General features: G+C 44.0%; 20 protein-coding genes and 2 pseudogenes. 18 read left to right on the top strand and 4 right to left on the bottom strand.

Going from position 1 to position 21,109, the window contains the following annotated elements; all coding sequences use genetic code 11:
* Positions 1–12: 12 nt before the first annotated feature.
* The 15 genes and pseudogenes from KNP94_RS08505 (at position 13) to KNP94_RS08435 (ending at position 16,220) form a co-directional block, all read left to right on the top strand.
* Positions 13–840, top strand: a complete 828-nt coding sequence (locus KNP94_RS08505; RefSeq protein ID WP_088837700.1) for a MetQ/NlpA family ABC transporter substrate-binding protein — start codon at positions 13–15, stop codon at positions 838–840.
* Positions 841–912: 72 nt separating this feature from the next.
* On the top strand, positions 913–2,139 hold the full coding sequence (locus tag KNP94_RS08500; RefSeq protein WP_214766898.1) for an MDR family MFS transporter: 1,227 nt from the start codon (positions 913–915) through the stop codon (positions 2,137–2,139).
* A 156-nt stretch (positions 2,140–2,295) separates the two neighbouring features.
* On the top strand, positions 2,296–3,081 hold the full coding sequence (gene sufC, locus KNP94_RS08495; protein WP_012371204.1) for a Fe-S cluster assembly ATPase SufC: 786 nt from the start codon (positions 2,296–2,298) through the stop codon (positions 3,079–3,081).
* 18 nt (positions 3,082–3,099) lie between these two features.
* Complete coding sequence (gene sufD / locus KNP94_RS08490; protein WP_215115550.1) at positions 3,100–4,377, top strand: Fe-S cluster assembly protein SufD; 1,278 nt, start codon at positions 3,100–3,102, stop codon at positions 4,375–4,377.
* A 1-nt stretch (position 4,378) separates the two neighbouring features.
* On the top strand, positions 4,379–5,602 hold the full coding sequence (locus tag KNP94_RS08485) for a cysteine desulfurase (protein ID WP_215115549.1): 1,224 nt from the start codon (positions 4,379–4,381) through the stop codon (positions 5,600–5,602).
* A complete protein-coding gene (gene sufU, locus KNP94_RS08480) occupies positions 5,592–6,026 on the top strand; it encodes a Fe-S cluster assembly sulfur transfer protein SufU (RefSeq protein WP_029331275.1) in 435 nt (144 codons plus the stop codon). The genes KNP94_RS08485 and sufU overlap by 11 nt, the downstream gene beginning before the upstream one ends.
* 32 nt (positions 6,027–6,058) lie before the next feature.
* Positions 6,059–7,456 (top strand): Fe-S cluster assembly protein SufB, encoded by a 1,398-nt coding sequence (gene sufB / locus KNP94_RS08475; RefSeq protein WP_028105809.1) that lies wholly within the window; start codon positions 6,059–6,061, stop codon positions 7,454–7,456.
* A 146-nt stretch (positions 7,457–7,602) separates the two neighbouring features.
* Positions 7,603–9,087: a glycosyltransferase gene (locus KNP94_RS08470; RefSeq protein ID WP_215115548.1), complete on the top strand. Its 1,485-nt coding sequence runs from the start codon at positions 7,603–7,605 to the stop codon at positions 9,085–9,087.
* An 810-nt stretch (positions 9,088–9,897) separates the two neighbouring features.
* Positions 9,898–10,973, top strand: a pseudogene (locus tag KNP94_RS16130) (acyltransferase).
* 155 nt (positions 10,974–11,128) lie between these two features.
* Positions 11,129–11,889 (top strand): annotated as a pseudogene (locus KNP94_RS16125) (transposase).
* A gap of 187 nt (positions 11,890–12,076) precedes the next feature.
* Positions 12,077–12,919: a DUF72 domain-containing protein gene (locus KNP94_RS08455; RefSeq protein WP_215115547.1), complete on the top strand. Its 843-nt coding sequence runs from the start codon at positions 12,077–12,079 to the stop codon at positions 12,917–12,919.
* Positions 12,920–12,939: 20 nt separating this feature from the next.
* Positions 12,940–14,244, top strand: a complete 1,305-nt coding sequence (locus KNP94_RS08450) for a bifunctional metallophosphatase/5'-nucleotidase (protein WP_215115546.1) — start codon at positions 12,940–12,942, stop codon at positions 14,242–14,244.
* Positions 14,245–14,308: 64 nt separating this feature from the next.
* Positions 14,309–15,208 carry a lipoyl synthase gene (lipA, locus tag KNP94_RS08445; RefSeq protein ID WP_088837694.1) on the top strand — a complete coding sequence of 300 codons (900 nt, stop codon included), beginning with the start codon at positions 14,309–14,311 and terminating at the stop codon, positions 15,206–15,208.
* A gap of 105 nt (positions 15,209–15,313) precedes the next feature.
* Positions 15,314–15,679, top strand: coding sequence for a YutD family protein (locus KNP94_RS08440; RefSeq protein WP_088837693.1), 366 nt, complete (start codon positions 15,314–15,316; stop codon positions 15,677–15,679).
* Positions 15,680–15,767: 88 nt separating this feature from the next.
* Positions 15,768–16,220 (top strand): general stress protein, encoded by a 453-nt coding sequence (locus tag KNP94_RS08435; RefSeq protein WP_088837692.1) that lies wholly within the window; start codon positions 15,768–15,770, stop codon positions 16,218–16,220.
* Positions 16,221–16,267: 47 nt separating this feature from the next.
* On the opposite strand, the gene KNP94_RS08430 is transcribed toward KNP94_RS08435, so the two are convergent.
* Positions 16,268–16,546 carry a DUF3055 domain-containing protein gene (locus KNP94_RS08430; protein ID WP_088837691.1) on the bottom strand — a complete coding sequence of 93 codons (279 nt, stop codon included), beginning with the start codon at positions 16,544–16,546 and terminating at the stop codon, positions 16,268–16,270.
* Between the two features lie 38 nt (positions 16,547–16,584).
* Entirely contained in the window at positions 16,585–17,565 is a 981-nt protein-coding gene (gene glpX / locus KNP94_RS08425; protein ID WP_088837690.1) for a class II fructose-bisphosphatase, read from the bottom strand.
* Positions 17,566–17,720: 155 nt separating this feature from the next.
* Between glpX and KNP94_RS08420 the strand changes: the two genes are divergently transcribed.
* Both KNP94_RS08420 and KNP94_RS08415 read left to right on the top strand, forming a co-directional pair.
* Positions 17,721–18,164 (top strand): DUF86 domain-containing protein, encoded by a 444-nt coding sequence (locus KNP94_RS08420; protein WP_088837689.1) that lies wholly within the window; start codon positions 17,721–17,723, stop codon positions 18,162–18,164.
* A 6-nt stretch (positions 18,165–18,170) separates the two neighbouring features.
* Positions 18,171–18,935 (top strand): TIGR01457 family HAD-type hydrolase, encoded by a 765-nt coding sequence (locus KNP94_RS08415; protein WP_088837688.1) that lies wholly within the window; start codon positions 18,171–18,173, stop codon positions 18,933–18,935.
* 47 nt (positions 18,936–18,982) lie between these two features.
* On the opposite strand, the gene KNP94_RS08410 is transcribed toward KNP94_RS08415, so the two are convergent.
* Entirely contained in the window at positions 18,983–19,210 is a 228-nt protein-coding gene (locus tag KNP94_RS08410) for a NifU family protein (protein WP_012371190.1), read from the bottom strand.
* 109 nt (positions 19,211–19,319) lie between these two features.
* On the opposite strand from KNP94_RS08410, the gene KNP94_RS08405 reads away from it, so the two are divergent.
* Entirely contained in the window at positions 19,320–19,622 is a 303-nt protein-coding gene (locus tag KNP94_RS08405) for a DUF1462 family protein (RefSeq protein ID WP_215115545.1), read from the top strand.
* 351 nt (positions 19,623–19,973) lie between these two features.
* Here KNP94_RS08405 and KNP94_RS08400 read toward each other — a convergent pair whose 3' ends face one another.
* Entirely contained in the window at positions 19,974–21,026 is a 1,053-nt protein-coding gene (locus KNP94_RS08400; RefSeq protein ID WP_088837685.1) for an NAD(P)/FAD-dependent oxidoreductase, read from the bottom strand.
* Between the last annotated feature and the right edge of the window lie 83 nt (positions 21,027–21,109).

Here is a 21,109-nt window from a genome sequence, read left to right as displayed (position 1 = left end):
GAGGAATTATTCATGAAACTTTGGAAAAAATTCGTCGGTACAGCAGCAGTATCCGTCTTAGCAGTCAGTCTTGCAGCATGTGGGGAAGAGTCGTCAGGAGACGACGCGAAGACACTTGTCATCGGTGCTTCAAACGTTCCCCATGCTGAAATCCTAGAGCACGTTCAAAAAGAGTATGAAGCAAAAGGCTACAAACTCGAAATCAAAAAGTTCCAAGATTATGTGTTGCCGAACAAGGCACTCGCTGAAAAAGAAATCGATGCGAACTATTTCCAACACGTTCCGTACCTTGAGCAACAGGAAAAAGAGAACAAATCTTATAAATTTGAAAATGCAGGCGGCGTCCACGTTGAACCGCTCGGCGTTTACTCAAAAAAATATAAGTCGCTCGACGAGTTACCGAAAGGTGCAACGATCTTGACGAGCTCAAACGTCGCGGAGCGTGGACGTGTCTTGACGTTCCTCCAAAACGAAGGCTTAATTAAGTTGAAAGACGGTAAGACGACAGATGCTCAGCTTAGCGATATCGCGGAAAACCCGAAGAACATTGAGTTCAAAACGAATATCGAAGCGTCACTCTTGCCGCAAGCGTACAAAAACAATGAAGGCGATGCTGTCCTCATCAACACGAACTACGCGATTGATAACGGTTTGAACCCGTTAGAAGACACAATTGCCCTTGAAGATGAGTCTTCACCATACGTCAACATCATCGTCACGCGTGAAGGTGATGAAAAAGACGAGCGTGTGACGGCATTGCTCGATATCTTACACGAGAAAAAGACACAGGATTGGATTACGAAAGAATATAAAGGGGCCGTCGTCCCGGTCAGCAAATAATTCACTCGAATGATGCATTCTTCCTATATAATGGAAGGATGCATTATTTTTTTAGTTGAAGGGGGATTCTAGGTGCACCGTTTACGACAGTTACATCCGCTGACGATCGGCGTCCTGCTCGGAACATTTTTCTCACGGCTCGGGACGTTCATCACGATGCCATTCTTTGCGATTTATTTATCGACGGTGCTGGAGTTCAGCCCGGTCGATGTCGGCTGGGTCCTCAGTATTTCAGCCGTCTCGAGTCTTGTCATGAGTTTCATCGGCGGGACCTTGTCTGACCGTTACGGCCGTCGGACGATGATGCTGACCGGAACACTCGGCTTCGTTTTCGTCTTCATCGCCTTGGCGCAGGTCGAGACGTTTTGGGCGTTCTTTACCTTGAGTGCCTTGAACGGCGTGTTTCGTTCCATCTTTGAACCATCCGCCCGTGCCCTGATCAGTGACACGACGGATGAAAAAAATCGACTGTTCGTCTTCAACATCCGTTATGCGATGATCAATGTCGCGGCTGCGATCGGGCCGGGGATTGCGTTATTGCTCAGTGCCGGCAATACAGCGATTACCTTCTATATAACAGCCTTTGTTTATCTCGCGTACGGGATTGCGATTTTTATCCTGTTTCAGCGGTATCCGATCACAGAGAGTCACGGCGGGAAAAAAGTTTCGTTCGGCGCAACGGTTCAACTGTTGAAAACGGACGTCGCTTTCACGTTTGCCCTCGCCGGTATCATTTTCGGGATTCTCGGCTACAGTCAGTTCAACTCGACGTTGCCGCAATTTTTGACGACGACGACGTTACTGTCCGGTGGGACTAGTTTGTTTGCTTTATTGATCACGATTAATGCCGTGACCGTATTAATCGTCCAGTACCCGATCATGAAGTTCGGGATGAAGACGTCGCCGCTCGTCTCGATTACGGTCGGGATTGCGACCGTCGCGTTCGGTTTATTCGTCATGGGGAATGCCGGAACGGTCTGGTTGATGATCGGTGCGATGTTCATCTTCACGTGCGGGGAAGTGATGATGTTCACGATGACGGATATCTTGACCGATAGTTTTGCGAAACCGGAATTACGGGGCAGTTATTTCGGAGCGATGGGCTTAACATCGATTGGTCAGTCAATCGGACCGGTCATCGGCGGACAATTACTTTTTTATTTTGGCGCCGATCGTCCGTTGCCGATTTTTGGTTGCTTAGCCCTCTTGACATTACTCGGAATACCACTGCTCTTACTGTCACAGCGGGTTCACAGACGAACGAAGGTGGAAGAAGAGAAAGAAGTCGTATCACTTTAAAGTCATTCTCACTAAAAGGCTTCATTTTGAGAAAAAACCATGAGCGATGACGCTTGAATAATGTGGTATGATTCATTAAGATTAGAATGATACTAAATTAGTAACTCTCGTGAACTGAATCGTCAGACACGAAATGAATAGATGGAGGGATTCTACATGAAGGCTTCACACTTGAAGATTGAAGATCTACACGTCGCAATCGACGGCAAAGAAATCTTGAAAGGCGTTAACTTAGAAATCAAAGGCGGCGAAATCCACGCGGTCATGGGACCAAACGGGACAGGTAAATCAACACTCGCATCTGCATTGATGGGTCACCCAACGTATGAAGTAACATCTGGATCAGTCACACTCGACGGAGAAGATGTTCTTGAGATGGAAGTTAACGAACGTGCGCAAGCAGGAATGTTCCTCGCCATGCAATACCCAAGCGAAATCAGCGGTGTTACAAACTCTGACTTCCTTCGTTCAGCAATCAACTCACGTCGCGAAGAAGGCGATGAAATTTCACTCATGAAGTTCATCCGTCAACTTGACGCGCAAATGGGACTTCTTGAAATGCCAGGCGAAATGGCACACCGTTACCTCAACGAAGGTTTCTCAGGCGGAGAGAAAAAACGGAACGAAATTCTTCAAATGACGATGCTGAAACCAGCAATCGCAATCCTCGACGAAATCGATTCAGGTCTTGATATCGATGCACTTAAAGTCGTTGCAAAAGGTGTTAACGAAATGCGTTCACCTGAGTTCGGTTGCCTCATCATCACGCACTATCAGCGTCTCTTGAACTACATCGAGCCTGATTTCATCCACATCATGATGGGTGGAAAAATCGTCATGTCTGGCGGAAAAGAACTTGCACACCGTCTTGAAGCAGAAGGATATGACTGGGTTAAAAAAGAACTCGGCATCGAAGAAGTCGAAATCGAAACAAAAGCGTAAGACGAGGGAGGAAGCATGATGACTGTAGAACTGAATCTTGCCGTAAATCGCGAGGCAGTGGCAGAACGTGCGACTCGCTTAGGGGAGCCCGCTTGGATGATTTCTAAGCGCCAAGATGCACTTGATCTTGCCCCAACGCTCGCATTGCCAAAAGTAGAAAAAATTAAAATCGGTGGCTGGAACTTCACAGAAGGCACAGCAGATCTTGAGACAGCAACAGGTCTCACGCCGGATATCGAAACATTAATCGGTGAAAACCGTGACCATATGTTGATCACGCGTAACGGACAACTTGTCCATGCGCAAAACAGTGAAGCAACGAACGGTGTCATCTTCACAACGCTTGAGGATGCGATGAAGCATCATCCGGAACTCGTTGAGAAGTATTTCATGACAGAAGGCGTCAACGTCAATGAAGACCGTCTCGCAGCACTCAACGCAGCGCTCATGAACGGCGGAACATTCTTGTACGTACCTAAAGGCGTTAAGCTGACGGTACCGATGCAAGCGATTTATACGCTCGAACAAGCAGGCGGCGCACTTTACCACCACGCAATCATCGTTGCCGATCAAGACAGCGAATTGACGTATATCGAAAGCTTCGTCTCTTACAGTGAAGAAGCACATAACGTCAACGTCGTGACGGAAGTGTTCGTCGAAGCGAACGCAAAAGTTCTTTTCGGAGGCGTTGATACGCTTGCGAAAGGTGCTGTCACGTATATGAACCGCCGTGGTGTCGTCAAACAAGGCGCGAAGCTCGAATGGGCACTCGGTCACATGAATGACGGACATACGATCACAGAAACGAAAACGCATCTCGTCGGGAACGATTCGTTCTCAGATACGAAAGCCGTTACTGTCGGTCGTGGCGATCAAAAACAAAACTTCAACGTCCGGACAGATCATTTCGGTAAAGGATCGGAAGGATTCATCTTGATTCACGGTGTTCAAAAAGATTCGGCGACGTCGATCTTCAACGGAACGTCAATGATTCACCATGGTGCGTCGAAATCAAACGGAGTCCAAACGGAACGTGTGCTCATGTTGTCTGAAAAGGCACGTGGTGATGCAAACCCGATCCTCTTGATCGATGAAGATGATGTCATGGCAGGACACGCGGCATCTGTCGGCCGTGTCGACGAACTCCAACTCTACTACTTGATGAGCCGTGGGTTGTCACGTAAAGAAGCAGAACGCCTTGTCGTTCACGGTTTCTTACAACCTGTCGTCTCTGAGCTTGCGATTGACTCCGTCAAGGAACGTCTCGTTCAAGTGATTGAAGGGAAAGTAAACTAATATGGGAATCGATGCATCCATCCGCAATCAGTTTCCGATTCTTGACCAACAGGTTAATGACCGGAAACTCGTCTATTTAGATAGTGCGGCTTCGTCACAAAAGCCGCTCGTCGTCATCGAAGCGATCGACAACTACTACAAGACGGTTCATTCGAATGTGCACCGTGGCGTCCATACGCTCGGAACACGAGCGACGGATGCGTACGAAGGTGCGCGTGAGAACGTACGTCGTTTCATCAAGGCGCAACACCATGAAGAAATTATCTTTACCCGTGGGACGACGACGGCGATTAATATCGTCGCGTCCAGTTACGGAATGGAGCATGTGCAAGAAGGCGACGAGATCGTCGTCACCTATCTTGAGCACCATGCGAATCTTATTCCGTGGCAACAAGTCGCGAAAAAGAAAAAAGCGAAATTGAAATATGTTGATTTGACAGCTGATGGTCGGGTGACGATTGAAGCCGTCAAAGCACAAATTTCCGATCGGACGAAAGTCGTTGCGATGGCACATGTCTCGAACGTCCTCGGTACGATCAATCCAATCAAAGAAGTGGCGCAACTCGCGCATGCCGTCGGTGCCGTCATGGTCGTCGATGCAGCGCAAAGTGCACCGCATCAAAAAATTGACGTCGTCGATCTCGACTGTGATTTCCTGGCGTTCTCTGCCCATAAAATGTGTGGACCAACAGGAATCGGCGTCTTATATGGTAAAAAAGCATTACTGAATGCGATGGAACCGGTCGAATTCGGAGGCGAGATGATTGATTACGTCGGACTTGAAGAATCGACGTTCAAACCATCACCGTACCGTTTTGAAGCCGGTACACCCATCATTACGGGGGCAGTCGGTCTGTCGGCAGCGATTGATTTTCTAGAAGAAATCGGTCTAGAGAACATCGAAGCCCATGAACGCGAACTCGCCCGGTATGCGATGGCACAGATGCGTGAAATCGATGGATTAACGATTTATGGTCCAGAAGAACGTGTCGGTCTCGTCACATTCAATCTCGGCGATGTCCATGCACATGATGTCGCGACGGTACTCGACATGCAAGGCGTCGCAGTCCGCGCCGGTCATCACTGTGCACAACCACTGATGCGTTGGCTCGGTGCCAGTTCAACGGCACGAGCAAGCTTCTACTTGTATAACACGCAAGAAGAAGTCGATGCCTTAGTGACAGGACTTCGTCAAACGAAGGAGTATTTCAGTCATGGATTTTAACAATCTCGATCACTTGTACCGTCAAGTGATCATGGATCATTATAAAACTCCTCGTAATCGCGGTGCGATCGAGGGAGGCGTGACGATCGATATGAACAACCCGACGTGTGGAGACACGATTCGTTTACAGCTCGCGATCGAAGACGATATCGTCCAAGATGCGAAGTTTGACGGCGAAGGGTGTTCTATCAGTATGGCGTCCGCGTCGATGATGACACAGATCGTCAAAGGAAAAACGGTCGAAGAAGCATTACAACTCGCAGAAATCTTTTCGGAGATGGTTCAAGGGAAAGACTATGATGATGAGAAGTTTGATCTTGGGGACGCAGAAGCACTTTCCGGTGTGACAAAATTCCCAGCACGTATCAAGTGTGCGACACTTGCTTGGAAAGCGCTCGAACGTGGCGTGGAAGAAGGCAAGTAACTTCGGTCAGTAAGTAAGAGGAGGAAATGAACATGGCTAAGAACATGCCTGAAATTGGCGATTATAAATATGGTTTCCACGATCGCGATATCTCGATCTTCCGTTCTGGACGTGGCTTGACGACAGAAGTCGTCGAAACGATCTCGAAAATGAAAGAAGAACCACAATGGATGCTCGACTTCCGTTTGAAATCGCTTAAGATTTTCAACGAACAAGCGATGCCAGCCTGGGGTGGCGATTTATCAGATCTTCGTTTTGACGACATCACGTATTACGTGAAACCGTCGGAACGTGCTGAAAAATCATGGGATGAAGTACCGGAAGAAATCAAACGTACGTTTGACAAACTCGGTATCCCGGAAGCAGAACAAAAGTACTTGGCAGGTGTTTCGGCACAGTACGAATCAGAAGTCGTTTACCACAACATGAAGAGTGAACTTGAAGATCAAGGGATCGTCTTCAAAGATACCGATACAGCACTCAAAGAGAACGAAGACTTGTTCCGTGAGTACTTCGGTAAATTGATTCCGCCGACAGATAACAAATTCGCTGCCCTTAACACAGCGGTTTGGTCGGGTGGATCGTTCATCTACGTACCAAAAGGCGTCAAGATGGATACGCCGCTTCAAGCCTACTTCCGCATCAACTCGGAAAACATGGGTCAATTCGAGCGGACGCTCATCATCGTTGACGAAGAAGCATCTGTGCACTACGTCGAAGGATGTACGGCACCGGTCTACACAACGAACTCGCTTCACTCGGCGGTCGTTGAGATCTTCATCAACAAAAACGCGTATTGCCGTTACACGACGATCCAAAACTGGGCAAACAACGTCTACAACCTCGTGACGAAACGTGCGATCTGTGAAGCCGGCGCGACGATGGAATGGGTCGATGGTAACATCGGTTCGAAATTGACGATGAAATACCCAGCCGTCATCTTAAAAGGTGAAGGATCACGTGGGATGACATTATCAATTGCCATCGCGGGTAAAGGGCAACACCAGGACGCGGGTGCGAAAATGATCCACCTTGCGCCAAACACGTCGTCAACGATCGTCTCGAAATCGATTTCGAAACACGGTGGGAAAGTTACGTATCGCGGAATCGTCCACTTCGGCCGTAAAGCGACCGGAGCGCGTTCGAACATCGAATGTGACACACTCATCATGGATAACCAATCGACGTCGGATACGATTCCGTACAACGAAATCCTCAACGATAACATCTCGCTTGAACACGAAGCGAAAGTATCGAAAGTCTCGGAAGAACAATTGTTCTACCTCATGAGCCGTGGGATTTCACAAGAAGAAGCAACAGAAATGATCGTCATGGGCTTCATCGAGCCATTCACAAAAGAATTGCCGATGGAATATGCGGTCGAAATGAACCGTCTCATCAAGTTCGAGATGGAAGGTTCAATCGGATAATCTGTACGTTTAGTTTTAAATTTCTAATTAACATAAGAATTAGACGGTGTTGTTGTTAAATACCGTCTAATTTTTGTATTGTAGATTTAATTTTTTGTTGTTTTAATTACGTTTTTTATAACTATTTTTAGATTGGGGATTTACTTTTGAAAAATGTGTTTATGATTGTTCATGAATTAGATGTAAATAAGGGTGGAATGACGACTGCAATGTTAGAAAGAAGTAAAGAGTTTTACAATAGCGGCATTAATGCAGATGTTATTACATTTGATTTTAAAACAAATTATAATGTAATTATTGATCAATTAATAAAACAGGGTAAGATGGATAGTAGAACAAAAATGATTAATATGTTTAATTTTTTCGAAGAAAAATCTTCTTCTATAAGAAATAAAACGAATAAAAAAATTTACAAAGTATTTAAATTGCTTTTTAAAGATACTATTGAAGTACAGGAGACTAAGAATATTTCAAGATATTTCAATAGTTTTACTGGTCAGTATATAGCATTTAAAAAAGAGAGTAAAAATAAGAATTCGTATATAATTGATACTTTTAATAATAATTCTAGAAAAGAACGCTTTTACTTTTTTGATGATAAAGTTGTTAAGAAAGATGTTTTTAATAATGAAAACAAAGTAATCTGCGAAGTTTTTTTTGATAAAAATAGTTTTCCATATCTGTCTAGAAATTTAAGTCCTGTAAGTGGAGCGATTGGATCTATATATTTATTAAACGAAAATAAACAGTTCAAAAACAATATTGAACTTTCAAGTTTTTTTATAGAAAGTATTGTAAAAGATTCAGAAAAAAATGTTTTAATATGTGATGGTCCTGGAAGTTTCCCTAAAATGTTAAATACTTCATTTGATAAGGTAAAAAAATTTGCTGTTATACACGTTAACCATTTTAAAAATTTTGATGAGAATGGTTCGGTGAAGAAACAAGAGAACTATATTATTGAAAATGCTGATAATATTGATGGAGTAATTGTTTTAACAGAGGCCCAAAAAATAGATATAATAGAACAATATAAAGTAAAAAATATATTTGTAATCAGTAATTTTATAAAAAATCCTGATAAGATTATAGATAAAGTTCCAAATAAAAAAATTGGTCATATTTCTAGGATGGTCGTTACTAAAGGCATAAATTATTTGATTGAAGTAGCAGAACAGGTTGTTAAAGTAGATAATGAAGTGATTTTTGAAATATATGGAGAAGGTCCGGAAAAGGAAAATATTGAAAAGCTTATTTCTGATAAGATGCTGAATGCGAACGTTAAATTAATGGGGTATACCTCTAAGACTTCAGAGGTTATAAATACATTTGATTGCGTGATATCTACTTCTCAATATGAGGGACAAGGATTAAGTATGATTGAAGCTATGCTTCATAGAAAACCTTTAATTGCATTTGATATAAATTATGGTCCTAAAGATTTTTTAGTTAATGATTTTAATGGATACTTAATTGAAAATAGAAATATAATAGCTATGTCAGAGCAAATTCTAAATCTTATACAAAATCCTGAGAAGTTATTGCGTCTCGGTTACAATGCTGAAGAAACAATTTTAAATCTATATGACTCTAAAAAAATAATGAATAAATGGAAAGAAATTTTATTCTAATTATTTTCATTTTGAAATATCAATATTTTTAGTGAATTTTATATTTTTTGTTTACTAATTATAATATTAAGTAAAATACCTGGGAGAAAGCCAAAAGAAGTCCGTAACGAAATCGTATAGAATATAGTTACAACACCATATTTAATGGAAAATTCATTACGAACTATATTCATCTTTTTAAATCAGAAAGAGCCAAAAAAGAAGTGTGGTGCACGGATAAAGATAACGAAGGAAAAAGAAATTTACATTCTCGATAAGTTACAAGCGATATAGTCTCTCGAGCAGGTTAGAGGATATTTATTTCCAGCGGAAAAAAGCATCGTTCAAAACGGTTTATCGTATAATGTAAAGTTGCCTTATCGAGGTCCGTTCTGGTCTTCTGGTCAAAAAAGAAAAGTGTTAGAAACCATGAGGACGTATGATTTCTGACTCAATTAAAGAGGTGTTTCATGCACTTTGTGCTTCTTTCCCAGCAGAACTACTCCAAACGTTAAGACAGATTGTGGAAAAGAGTTCAGTTGTCATGAAAGGATTCATGAAGCATTAGTTGTACATTGTACTTTCCGATCCCAACTCTTCTTGGAAAAGTCAGCGTAGCAAAACGAGAATTGTTTTCTCCGTGAATTTTTCCTAAGCTGGATAGTTTTTAAAAAGATCAATCGTTTTAAGCCGTCCGGGGCACTCGCTTTGATCAATTGTAGATTAAGAAAATGTCTTGACAGTAAAACTATATATGAGGACTTCTCTAGAAGTGTTGCACTTAATTTGATAAACTGTCCGTAACAATTGAATTAACAAAGGAGTATTAATTTGAAATACTATGAAGAAATACCGATAATTAGGTCTATTGCAGCTATATTAGTTGTATCAGTACATGTTACTGCAGGGATTTACTATTCAAATCAAGTTTTTTCTAATGAATTTATTGGTTATATAAATCAAATAGCCCGTTTAGGAACACCTGTCTTTGCTGTAGTCAGTGCATTTCTATTGACATCTTCTGTATTAAGAAGAGGTTTTAATTTTCATTACTTTTTTAAGTCAAGATTTACAAAAATTTTTTTACCTTATATTATTTGGAGTAGTATTTACTTGATTTATAGAGGTTCAATTGAACATAGCTTAAATAAAGACTTAAGTATTGTTTCATATTTCGTATATGGAAATGCTAATTTTCATTTATATTTTATTTTGACAGTTATACAATTTTATTTTTTGTTTCCAATTTTGCAGAAATTAAAAAAGGTTTATTTCTAATATCTGGTCTTTTAATTTCAGTTATTTTAAATTTCTTATGGATACTAAATGATGGAGTAGATATTAACAATGAATTCTTATTCGCTATTATCAATAGTAAAGCATTTATTTTAAACTGGATTCCATACTTTATGTTAGGAATTATTTATGCTAATTATTACGAAGAATTGAAGTTGATAATGATTAAATATAAATCTTTTTTAGTAATCGTTATTTTTATTTTGTTTTTAGATATTCTTATAAGCATAGACTTAAATGTATTGTATACTTCTGAAAATATATCTAATTTAATATATATTCCGTTTTTCTTAGTTTTTTTAAATTATTTTCATGATTTTGTTACACGAGATAATATATGCAATAGAATATTTACGTTTTTAGGTAACTATTCTATGGGTGTATATTTAACACATCCATTAATTATTAAGGTTCTGAGGTTTATAGGACTTACCCAAAGCATTAACTCTAGTAATATGTTTGTATTTACTCTGATATTAACTATTGCATTATCTGTTTTATTAACTTTTTTGATCAGTTTGTTACCTTATGGATCTTATATAGTTCCAATACCTCAAAAACAAAAAATGAAAATACTAAAAACTAATATAGATAATCAAAAAGTAAAATGATATTTTTGTGGAGGGAGTAGGGGTTTATAACAACAACATACTTTTTCTATTAATTCCGAATTGTAATATTAGAGGCAGCATCTAAGAGGAAATGTAGAAAAATAACGACCTTGTGTAGAATAGAATTACCACAAAAAATCAACGAAGGATTCGTTATGAGCTATGTTCATCTTACTACATTAGAAAGAGTCAAAATAAAGACGTATCTCGAGTTAGGTTTTTCCATCCGAAAGATTGCAGGATGTCTTGGGCATCAACCTTCTACGATTTCACGAGAATTGAGACATAACCTTTACAACAGTGCTTCCCGTGCCGACCAGAATTATGCTGAGCAAAAGAAGAAGTGCGGTGCGCGGACAAAGTTCACGCTAGAAAGAGGAGTCCGCATTCTCGAAAAGTTAAGAGATACATGGTTTCCCAAATAGAGTGTCGGACGTTTATTCCAAGAAGAGCTCTCGTTCAAGACGATTTATCGCTGGATTTATACGGGTCTCGTCGATTCCGTTCTGTACTCCTTCGTAAAAAGGGAAAACGTCAGAAATCATATGAGAAGAGTGGATACTTCAACGTCGGACTAAACGTCCGTCCATTGTTAAATGGTTCAAAACGTCCGGGAATTGGGGGCGTCTCAGCCAGAGGAAAATCCAAGGTCTGTATCATAACGTTAATCTAGAGAAAGAGCCGTTTCTATCTCGCTGTACCGATGTACTTTCGCGGATCCGTATTCTTCTAGGCAACGTGGGAGTAATAAGAAGGCCAATGGTCTTCTCAATGAATTTTTCCCGAAGAAGACGGATTTCGTTAAGGTCAGTCGTTCTGAACTTACTCAAGTGCTCGCTTGAAACAAGGGCAGAAGAGTGTCTCAATTGGAAAACTGCACGAAATCATCTCAGAAGAAGTACTACACTTAATTTGACAAACTGTCTAGCAAATATAAAATAACCCGTAATTTATACTTTCAGAATATAGTTTTTGGCTGTAGTCTGCATAAGGTTGTTATGGGTTTTTTTATGTTTTTCCTGATTATCACCTAGATTTTAAGGAATAATAGTAGGTGGGAAAAGATACAGATTAAAATATAATTTTTAAGGAGGGATAAGCGGATGATTTATGTCGGCGTAACCGGTTGGGGGGATCATGATAGCCTCTATCCGACACCGCAAGACCGAAAAGAAAAACTGGCTGCCTACGCGGGACATTTTCCGGCAGTCGAAGTTGATTCGACGTTTTATGCGATTCAACCGGAACGAAACTATCAAAAATGGGTCGCAGAAACACCGGACACCTTTCGCTTCATCGTCAAAGTACACCGGGCGATGAGCGGGCATGACCGGGACAACAAAGATCCGCTCGGTCCGATTTTCGAACAATATATCGCGTCAATCGAGCCGATGCGAAAGAGCGGGAAGATTGCTGCGATTCTCGTCCAACTGCCACCTTGGTTCGACGTTAGTAAAGTTCACCTTGAATACTTGCAAACTGTTCGTAAATCGCTTGCGGGACTCCCGGTTGCGATCGAATTCAGAAATCCGTCCTGGTACTCCGGCGAATATCGGGAACGGACACTTCGTTTTTTAGCAGAGCATCAGTTCATTCATACGATTTGTGATGAGCCGCAGACGGAAGACGGTTCCGTCCCGTTCGTTCCTGTCGTCACGCAAGAAACAGCGTTCGTCCGCTTGCATGGTCGGAACAAAAACGGCTGGCTGAAAAAGCCGGGGCAAAGCAGTGACGACTGGCGGAAGGTCCGTTGTTTATACCGGTACTCGGAAGAAGAATTACAAGAATTAGCAGAACATGTCCGGACGCTTGCAGGACAAGCGAAAGACGTGTATGTTTTCTTTAATAACAATTCAGCAGGCGATGCCGCGCCGAATGCGAAACGTCTGATTGAGATCCTTAATCTCGATTATGAACTCGCTCCCCGGCAAATCTCGTTGTTTTAATTTTAGAGGAGGCTTTGAGCGTGAAGTTACACGTCATCCATTATAATGATCTTCATTCACACTTTGATATGTGGCCTCGCTATATGTCGTTCATCAAGGAACACCGGACGTACGACTCCCTTGTCTTTGATTTAGGGGATCATGCAGACCGTGTCGCACCGGCGACGGAAGCGACGCAAGGAAAAATCAATACCCATCTCTTAAATGAGTTAGCACCGACTGCCGTGACGATCGGAAACAATGAAGGAATCACGTTTCCGCATGACTGGCTTGCGGCACTCTATACAGAAGCGACGTTCCCTGTACTCGTCTCGAATATGACAGCACCGTTCGCGAAGTCTGGCATGATTCAGGAACTTCCGACCGGTAACGTCGGAGTCTTTGGTCTGACGGCCCCTTACTATGAACTGTATGAGTTGCTCGGGTGGACAATCGAAGACCCGTTCGAAGCAGCAGCGCGTGAAATCGAGTCGCTTCGCGGACAGGTCGACGTCCTGATTTGTTTGAGTCATCTTGGGTTTTATCAGGATGAGGAACTGGCAGAACGGTTCCCGGAGCTTGATTTAATCATCGGAGCCCATACGCATCATGTCTTAGACGATGGTGTCGTCAAGAATGGTGTCTTGATTGCTCAAGCCGGTAAGCACGGTCAATACGCAGGTGAGATTTATCTCAACACGGATACCGGTGAAAAAGAAGCCGTCTTGCACCCGCTTCACGACTATGCGGCGGATGAAGCGAGTTCCGGATTACTCGACCGGGAACAATATGCGGCTGAAAAAGTGATGAAACAACCGATTGGCAGGACATCAGGTCTAGCGAATGACTGGTTTAGTCCGTCACCGTTCTCCCAACTGTTAGCAGAGACGATGCAGGACTGGTGTAAAGCAGATATTGCTTGTGTCCCGGCTGGTATGTTGCTCGGTTCGCTATCTCCGGGTCCTGTCTCTTCCTTCGACCTGCACCGGTTATGTCCGCATCCCATCAATCCGTGTAACGTCACGATGACAGGACAGCAACTGATGACGTTCATGGAAGAAGTCGAAACGAATCAGTTTGAACAGTTAAAAGTCCGTGGACTCGGGTTTCGCGGGAAATTGATGGGGAAAATGCATTACGCAGGACGTGACTCCGTTTTAGCCACACTGGACGAGTCGGCGCACTACACGGTCGCGATGCCAGACATGTTTACGTTTGGACCTCTCTTCCCAGCAATCAAAGACATGCCAAAACAGTATTTCATGCCGGAGCTTTTACGAGATTTGCTATTTAACCGGCTATCGGAGAAGTCAGAATTCACTGAATTGCATGCCCCTAAACGATAATTGTTTGGTATACTGAAACAGAAAATAAATGACTTTTTTTGGGGATGAAGGGGGAAGTGTATTTATGGCTAGAGGAGAGATTCAACGGAAACCAGAATGGCTAAAAATCAAGTTGAATACGAACGAGACCTACACAGAGCTTAAGAGTATGATGCGAGAAAAAAAGCTACATACTGTCTGTGAGGAAGCGAAGTGTCCGAACATCCATGAATGTTGGGCCGTTCGCCGGACGGCGACGTTTATGATTCTTGGAAGTATCTGTACACGGGCATGCCGTTTTTGTGCTGTGACGACAGGACGTCCGAATGAACTCGATTTAGAAGAGCCGACACGTGTCGCAGAATCGGTTCGTCTGATGAACTTGAAACATGCAGTCATCACGGCAGTAGCACGTGACGACCTGAATGACTTCGGGGCAGGAGTTTACGCCGAAACGGTCCGTGAAGTACGACGGATGAACCCGGAGACATCGATTGAAGTCTTGCCATCTGATATGGGTGGAAACTTTGATGCGCTCCAAACCTTGATTGAAGCGAAACCGGACATCATGAACCATAACATCGAGACGGTTCGACGCTTGACACCGACGGTCCGCGCAAAAGCAACGTATGACCGGACACTCGAATTCCTTCGCCGTTCAAAAGAGCTTGCTCCCGAAATCCCGACGAAATCAAGTTTGATGTTAGGACTTGGTGAAACGTGGGAAGAGATTTTACAGACGATGGATGATCTTCGTGCGAACGACGTCGATATCATGACAATCGGTCAGTATCTTCAACCGACGAAAAAACACCTGGATGTCATCAAATACTATACACCACAAGAATTTGCTGAACTAAAACAAATTGCGCTTGGCAAAGGCTTCTCACACTGTGAAGCCGGTCCACTCGTCCGCTCTTCTTATCATGCGGATGAACAAGTCAACGCAGCGAAAAAAAATAAAGCTGCTTTACCAATCGATTGAGTAAATGAAACCGTCTCAGTAGCCGACTGGGACGGTTTTTCGTCTGCGCGGAGATTCGTTTTCAGAAATGAATATGCTATGATAATAGGAGCAGGGGGTGGAAAAATGATACAAGTCAATCGCGAACGATATGAAATCGTCGAAGAAAAGCGTGAAGGTTTCAATGAGGAAGCTTTCATCGGACGATTCAGTGATGTCCTCGAAAAATATGATTACATCGTCGGAGATTGGGGGCACGGTCAACTTCGACTACGTGGCTTCTATAATGACGATCACATCAAGGCGACGTTTGATACGAAGATTTCGCATGTTGCGGATTATTTATATGAATACTGTAATTTCGGCTGTGCTTATTTCATCGTCAAGCGGATGGAGCCGGTAGAAGGAGAAGAAGCACCACCTCGCTTCGACGGATCTTCGGCCAATACGTTGAAGCTTAAACGTAAATTTTCTCCGACTGAAGAAGCATAGTAATCAAAAAGACATATTTAAAAGCGTTTCTGATGGGCTGATTTCGGCTATTACTATAAGTATCACGTACCTATAGGGGGAACCATCCATGAGAATCGTCGGGATTTATAAAACTGTGCCAGAAATCGTTAGTGCTGTTCATGATTTGCGTGTCGCCGGAGTCATTTCAACGGACTTAAAAGTCGTTGCCCATGACCGCTATGATTTAGATCAAATCGAAGACATGGCAGATTTGCATAATCACCAAACGTCAACGAAGCTGTCGCAAGAAGAGCATATGAACCTATGGCATGAGATCAAAGGGATCTTCAAAAAGAAAGAAGCTGCTTCGACGACGCATACAGATGTGTTGCAAGCGAGTGGCTTAAGTAAAGAAGATGTCGACCGTGCAAACAAAGCAGTCGAAGACCATCAATTCGTCTTGCTCGTCGGGGACGAGGCAGATCAGCATTCAGAGCGTAAAGCTCATGATGATTCAGACAATACGAATGTGTTCAGTGGACCGAATACACTGAATGAACGCAATGATCGTCTCCTCTAAAATGCTTAAAAAGCAGCTCCATCCTTCACGGATGGAGCTGCTTTTTTTCATGTGAGACCAATGTATTCACTTAAATACCGTTCGAGTTCATCAGCTGCGTCTTCTTCGAGGTCGAAGGCATGAGCGATATAACCCGGTTCGTCAAAATCATCGGCACCGATGATTGCGAAGCGGTTCGAGAGTAAATTCAGCACTAAAATCTTTCCGAAAAAATGTTCCGAGTGCGTGATTGCTAAATCGAACCGGCTCGTTTCACCAATCCAGCAAATAAACCGTGTTTTCGTTTGTTCGACATCATCATATAAAAAATCGCGTTCTTCCATCATGACGTGTAAAGTCCCTCATTTCCTAGTCTCTTTTCAGATTAAAGGGTTTGGGGAACATTTTGCAAGTACGGTTTGCGCGACAGACTGTGTTCCGCGATGACTTTACGTATGGTCCGTGTTTTTGAGCGCATGACGAGCGACGTCGTCTCTACGATATCGTCCGTGATGAACTTGACCCCGTCGAGCATTTCACCGGTCGTGACACCTGTCGCCGCGAAGATACAATCGTCACTCTTGATTAAGTCGTCGAGCGTCAACAATTGTAACGGATCAGCAAGTCCCATCCGAATGACGCGGGCCGTCTCTTCGTCGTCCATCGGGTGCAAGCGTGCCTGCATGTCGCCACCCATTGCTTTAACAGCAGCAGCGGTGATGACGCCTTCCGGTGCACCGCCCGTTCCGATGAAGATGTCGATGCCTGTTGCCGGTGAAAGGGGGGCGATTCCGGCAGAAACATCGCCGTCCTCGAATAACCGGACGCGGGCGCCCATCCGCATAGCGGCTTCACGGAAGTGGTCGTGACGGGGGCGGTCTTGCATGATGACCGTCACGTCTTCAATCCGTTTATTGTTCAGTTCAGCTGCCTTTTCAATGATGACTTCGAGTGGATCGTCGAGCGAGACATGTCCTTTTAAGTTCGGACCGACCGTTAATTTATCCATGTACATATCAGGAGCATGCAAGAGTGCGCCTTGATCAGCGACAGCGATGACGACCATGGCGTTACCGAGTCCTTTTGCGACGATGTTCGTGCCTTCGAGCGGATCGACTGCGATGTCGACGATCGGACCATTTGTCGTGCCGAGTTGTTCGCCGATGAACAGCATCGGTGCTTCATCGAGTTCACCTTCTCCGATGACGACTGTTCCTGTCATATTGACCGTATTCAAGACTTCACGCATCGCTGTCGTTGCGGCATCATCTGCCTCGTTCTTTTTCCCGCGACCAATCCATTTTGCAGATGCGAGGGCAGCAGCCTCTGTTGCGCGGACGATTTCTAATGCAAGTTCCCGTTCCATGTATAAATAACCTCCAAGTCACTTAATGTGACATACTATTTTGGGTAAAAATCTAAATTGAGGATAACACATTGAGGAATGTGATGCAAATGGCGTTTCTGCTTTTCATGGACCGCCGATAGGTCTAAAATGGAAGATGTGAGGGGGAATGCTAGATGTATTTCGTGAATCGGGAAAAGATTGAACAAACGGTGATTTGTTTCGAGACAGCGCTTCGTCAAAGCAAAGAGTTAACGGGGGATGCGGTGACGACAGCTTTAGCGCTGGAACGGATCGGGTTTTTAGTCATCGAAAGTATCATTGATATCGGAAATAGTATGATTGATGGTTTCATCATGCGTGATCCGGGAAGTTATGAAGATATCGTATTGATTTTAGAAGACGAGCGGGTGATTGACGCAGAACTCGCGACGAGCTTAAAACGAATCGTCGCACTGCGGACACCGATCGTCCGTGAGTTTACGAAGTCGAGTACAGCAGAAGTCCGGACGGTCTTGAGCGAAGAAGAAATAGAGCTTCGTCGATTTCCGTCCGCGGTCCGTCAATACTTAGAGACAGAACTCGGACCCGTCTCGGCATTTTTACCAAACGAGGAGTGAGTCAGGATGAAAGCGAAAGGTTATTTATTCGATTTAGACGGCACGATGTATAACGGAACAGAACCCGTTCAAGAAGCCGTTGATTTTGTCAATCGCTTGCAAGCAGAAGGCGTGCCGTACCTGTTCGTCACGAACAATGCATCGATGACAGCAGAGGCCGTCGCTGAAAAACTACGCGGCATGGGCGTTCATTCCGATGCAGGACATGTCTTAACGAGTGCGATGGCGACAGGTCGCTACATCGCAGAACTCGACCCAGGTGCAAACGTCTATGCGATCGGTGAACACGGGTTGCTCGATGCCTTAGAACAACAAGGACTTCAAGTCGTTGCCGATGAGCATGCGGATTACGTCGTCATCGGACTCGATCGTCAAATCACGTATGAGAAGTTAGCGATCGGTGCACTGGCGATTCGGGCAGGAGCACGATTCATCTCGACGAACGGCGATATCGCAATTCCGACAGAACGCGGCTTCTTACCAGGAAACGGTGCCTTGACGTCGGTTTTACGCGTGACGACAGAAAAAGAGCCGTTCTACATCGGGAAACCGGAACCGGTCATGGTCAACATCGCTGCTGAAATGATTGGTCTTGCGAAGGAAGATGTCATCATGGTTGGTGACAACTACCATACGGATATCTTATTCGGAATCAATGGTGGGATTCGGACGATGCATGTCAACTCGGGTGTTCATACGCCTGTCTTTATTCAAGGGCAGGATGTTCAGCCGACGTACATGGTCGATTCGCTTGCCGAGTGGATTTTATAACCATAAAAACCCCCCGACGACGGATGTCATCGGGGGTTTTTTTCGAATTAGAAGACTTGTTCTACTTCAACGACGCCAGCTACTTCTTCAAGCAGGGCACGTTCGATACCAGCCTTCAATGTGATTGTCGAACTTGGGCAACTGCCGCAAGCTCCCATCAAACGAAGTTTAACGATACCATCTTCAACATCTACGAGCTCAACGTCTCCTCCATCACGAAGAAGGAACGGACGCAATTTTTCGAGGACTTCATTCACTTGATCAAACATTTCCATGCGTAAACACATCCTTTCTTATAAATTCATTGTAACAGGGTTGAAAAATGTTCTCAATCTGGAAAACTTGTATACTGAGAAAGAGTAAACGGAAGAAGGGGGATATCTGATGGAAATCAAGGTATATGGGGCAGCTGTGACGTGTCCGAGCTGTTTCGGGGCACCGAGTTCGGAAGAGACGTTCAGCTGGTTACAGGCTGTACTTGGACGGAAATATGAAACGGAGTTAACATTTGTTTACGTCGATTTTGAACAGGCGATGACACGTGACAGTTGGGTGGATGCTTTAAAAGACGACGAATATTTTTACCCACTCGTCTTACTCGATGGCGAAATGATTGACGAAGGGTATGTTCAACTGAAAAAAGTCACGCGTGCGATTGATCTGAAATTGAATCAGGCTGCGCAGTAAACTTCATTGACGTTTAAAAATCCCCAAAGTACCTAAGCGGACTTTGGGGGGTTTCAGCGTGTAGACAAAGTAGTATGGGGTGATCAAAGCTTGTTTCTTCTTCGTTGCTTTCCTCGGGCGAGGCGCAAGCCCCTTGATCCTGGCGGACAACGAGCAGGGTCTTGCCTGCCTCTCGGCAGCGCGAAAAAACGCGCTTTTTCCCGCAGGAGTCAACGAAATGAAAAGCTTTTTAGGCCGGTGTAAGAAAAGGTGAGGAGAAAGCAGAGGCATGTAAGCCTCTTTACTCTACATAAGTGGTGTATACAGCCTAAAATCCCCAAAGTACCTAAGCGGACTTTGGGGATTTTGCGTTTATTTAATCTTTTTATGTTTCCATAAGACACCTGATTTTAGGAGGCGTGGCACTTTTCCCGTCAGGGCCTGTTTGCCCATGACGATTCCGAATCCGTCTGATTTCCCAAGTGACCCGAGCATGCCGCGTAATTTGATTTCCGGTAATTTCGGAAGTTTTTTTCCGGCCCATTTCGCTTCAAGGACATCAACGACTTGATCCGCTTGATGCTCTGCGAGCTGTCCGCTTGGTGCGTACGGGAGGCTCGCGCAATCACCGATGACGAACAAGTTATCGTATTCCGGAACGTGATGATGCTCCGCTAGTTTAATCCGTCCGCCGCTATCTGCTTCAAATCCAAGGTCACGGACAACTTTGACGGGTTGCGTTCCGGCTGTCCAAATCGTTAAGTTCGTCGGATAGACGTCCTCACCGTTGCGGACATCATCTGCTGTGACGAGGGTGACGTTCGAATTGTTGATGACATCGACGTCATGCTCCTCGAACCATTCCTGAACGTAAGAGGATACTTTATCAGATAAGAACGATAGGACAGATGGACCACGATCGAATAAACGAATCTTCAAGTCCTTGCGACTTTCGTGGAGTTCACTTGCCAGTTCAACACCCGAGAGACCGGCACCGACAATCGAGACCGTCGCGCCGGGCGACAGTCCACAAATCGCTTGATGCGTTTTGCGTGACTCTTCGAGTGTCTGAATGCTATAAGTAAACTCTTGAGCACCCGGTATGTTATGGTATTTATCTTCGCAACCTAATGCGATGATGAGATCGTCATAAAAAAGTTCTGTCCCGTCTTGCAAGAACACAGAATTCGTCTCTGGCGAGATGTTAACGACATGCCCATATTTATATGTGAGATGTTTCCCCTCCGGAAATTCAATCCGGACATCACGATCGGATAATGTACCTGCTGCAAGAGCGTAATACTCGGTCTTTAGTGCGTGATACGGCAATCGATCGACAAGCGTCACGGCGACCTCTTCATCCTTGAAGCGTTCACAAATTCGCATTCCGCCATATCCGCCACCTAAAACGACTAGTTGCTTCATAACTTAAAATCCCCCTTAGTTCCCCTAAATCAGTCTGACCTTGTATAATACGACAAGAGGAAGGTAAATTCCTGCTTAAAGGA

The sequence above is a fragment of the Exiguobacterium sp. s80 genome (genome assembly GCF_018618725.1).
In the GTDB taxonomy this organism is placed as follows: Bacteria; Bacillota; Bacilli; order Exiguobacteriales; family Exiguobacteriaceae; genus Exiguobacterium_A; species Exiguobacterium_A oxidotolerans.
Note: the sequence above shows the minus strand (reverse complement) of the source record. Positions and strands in the feature narration are given on the sequence as shown.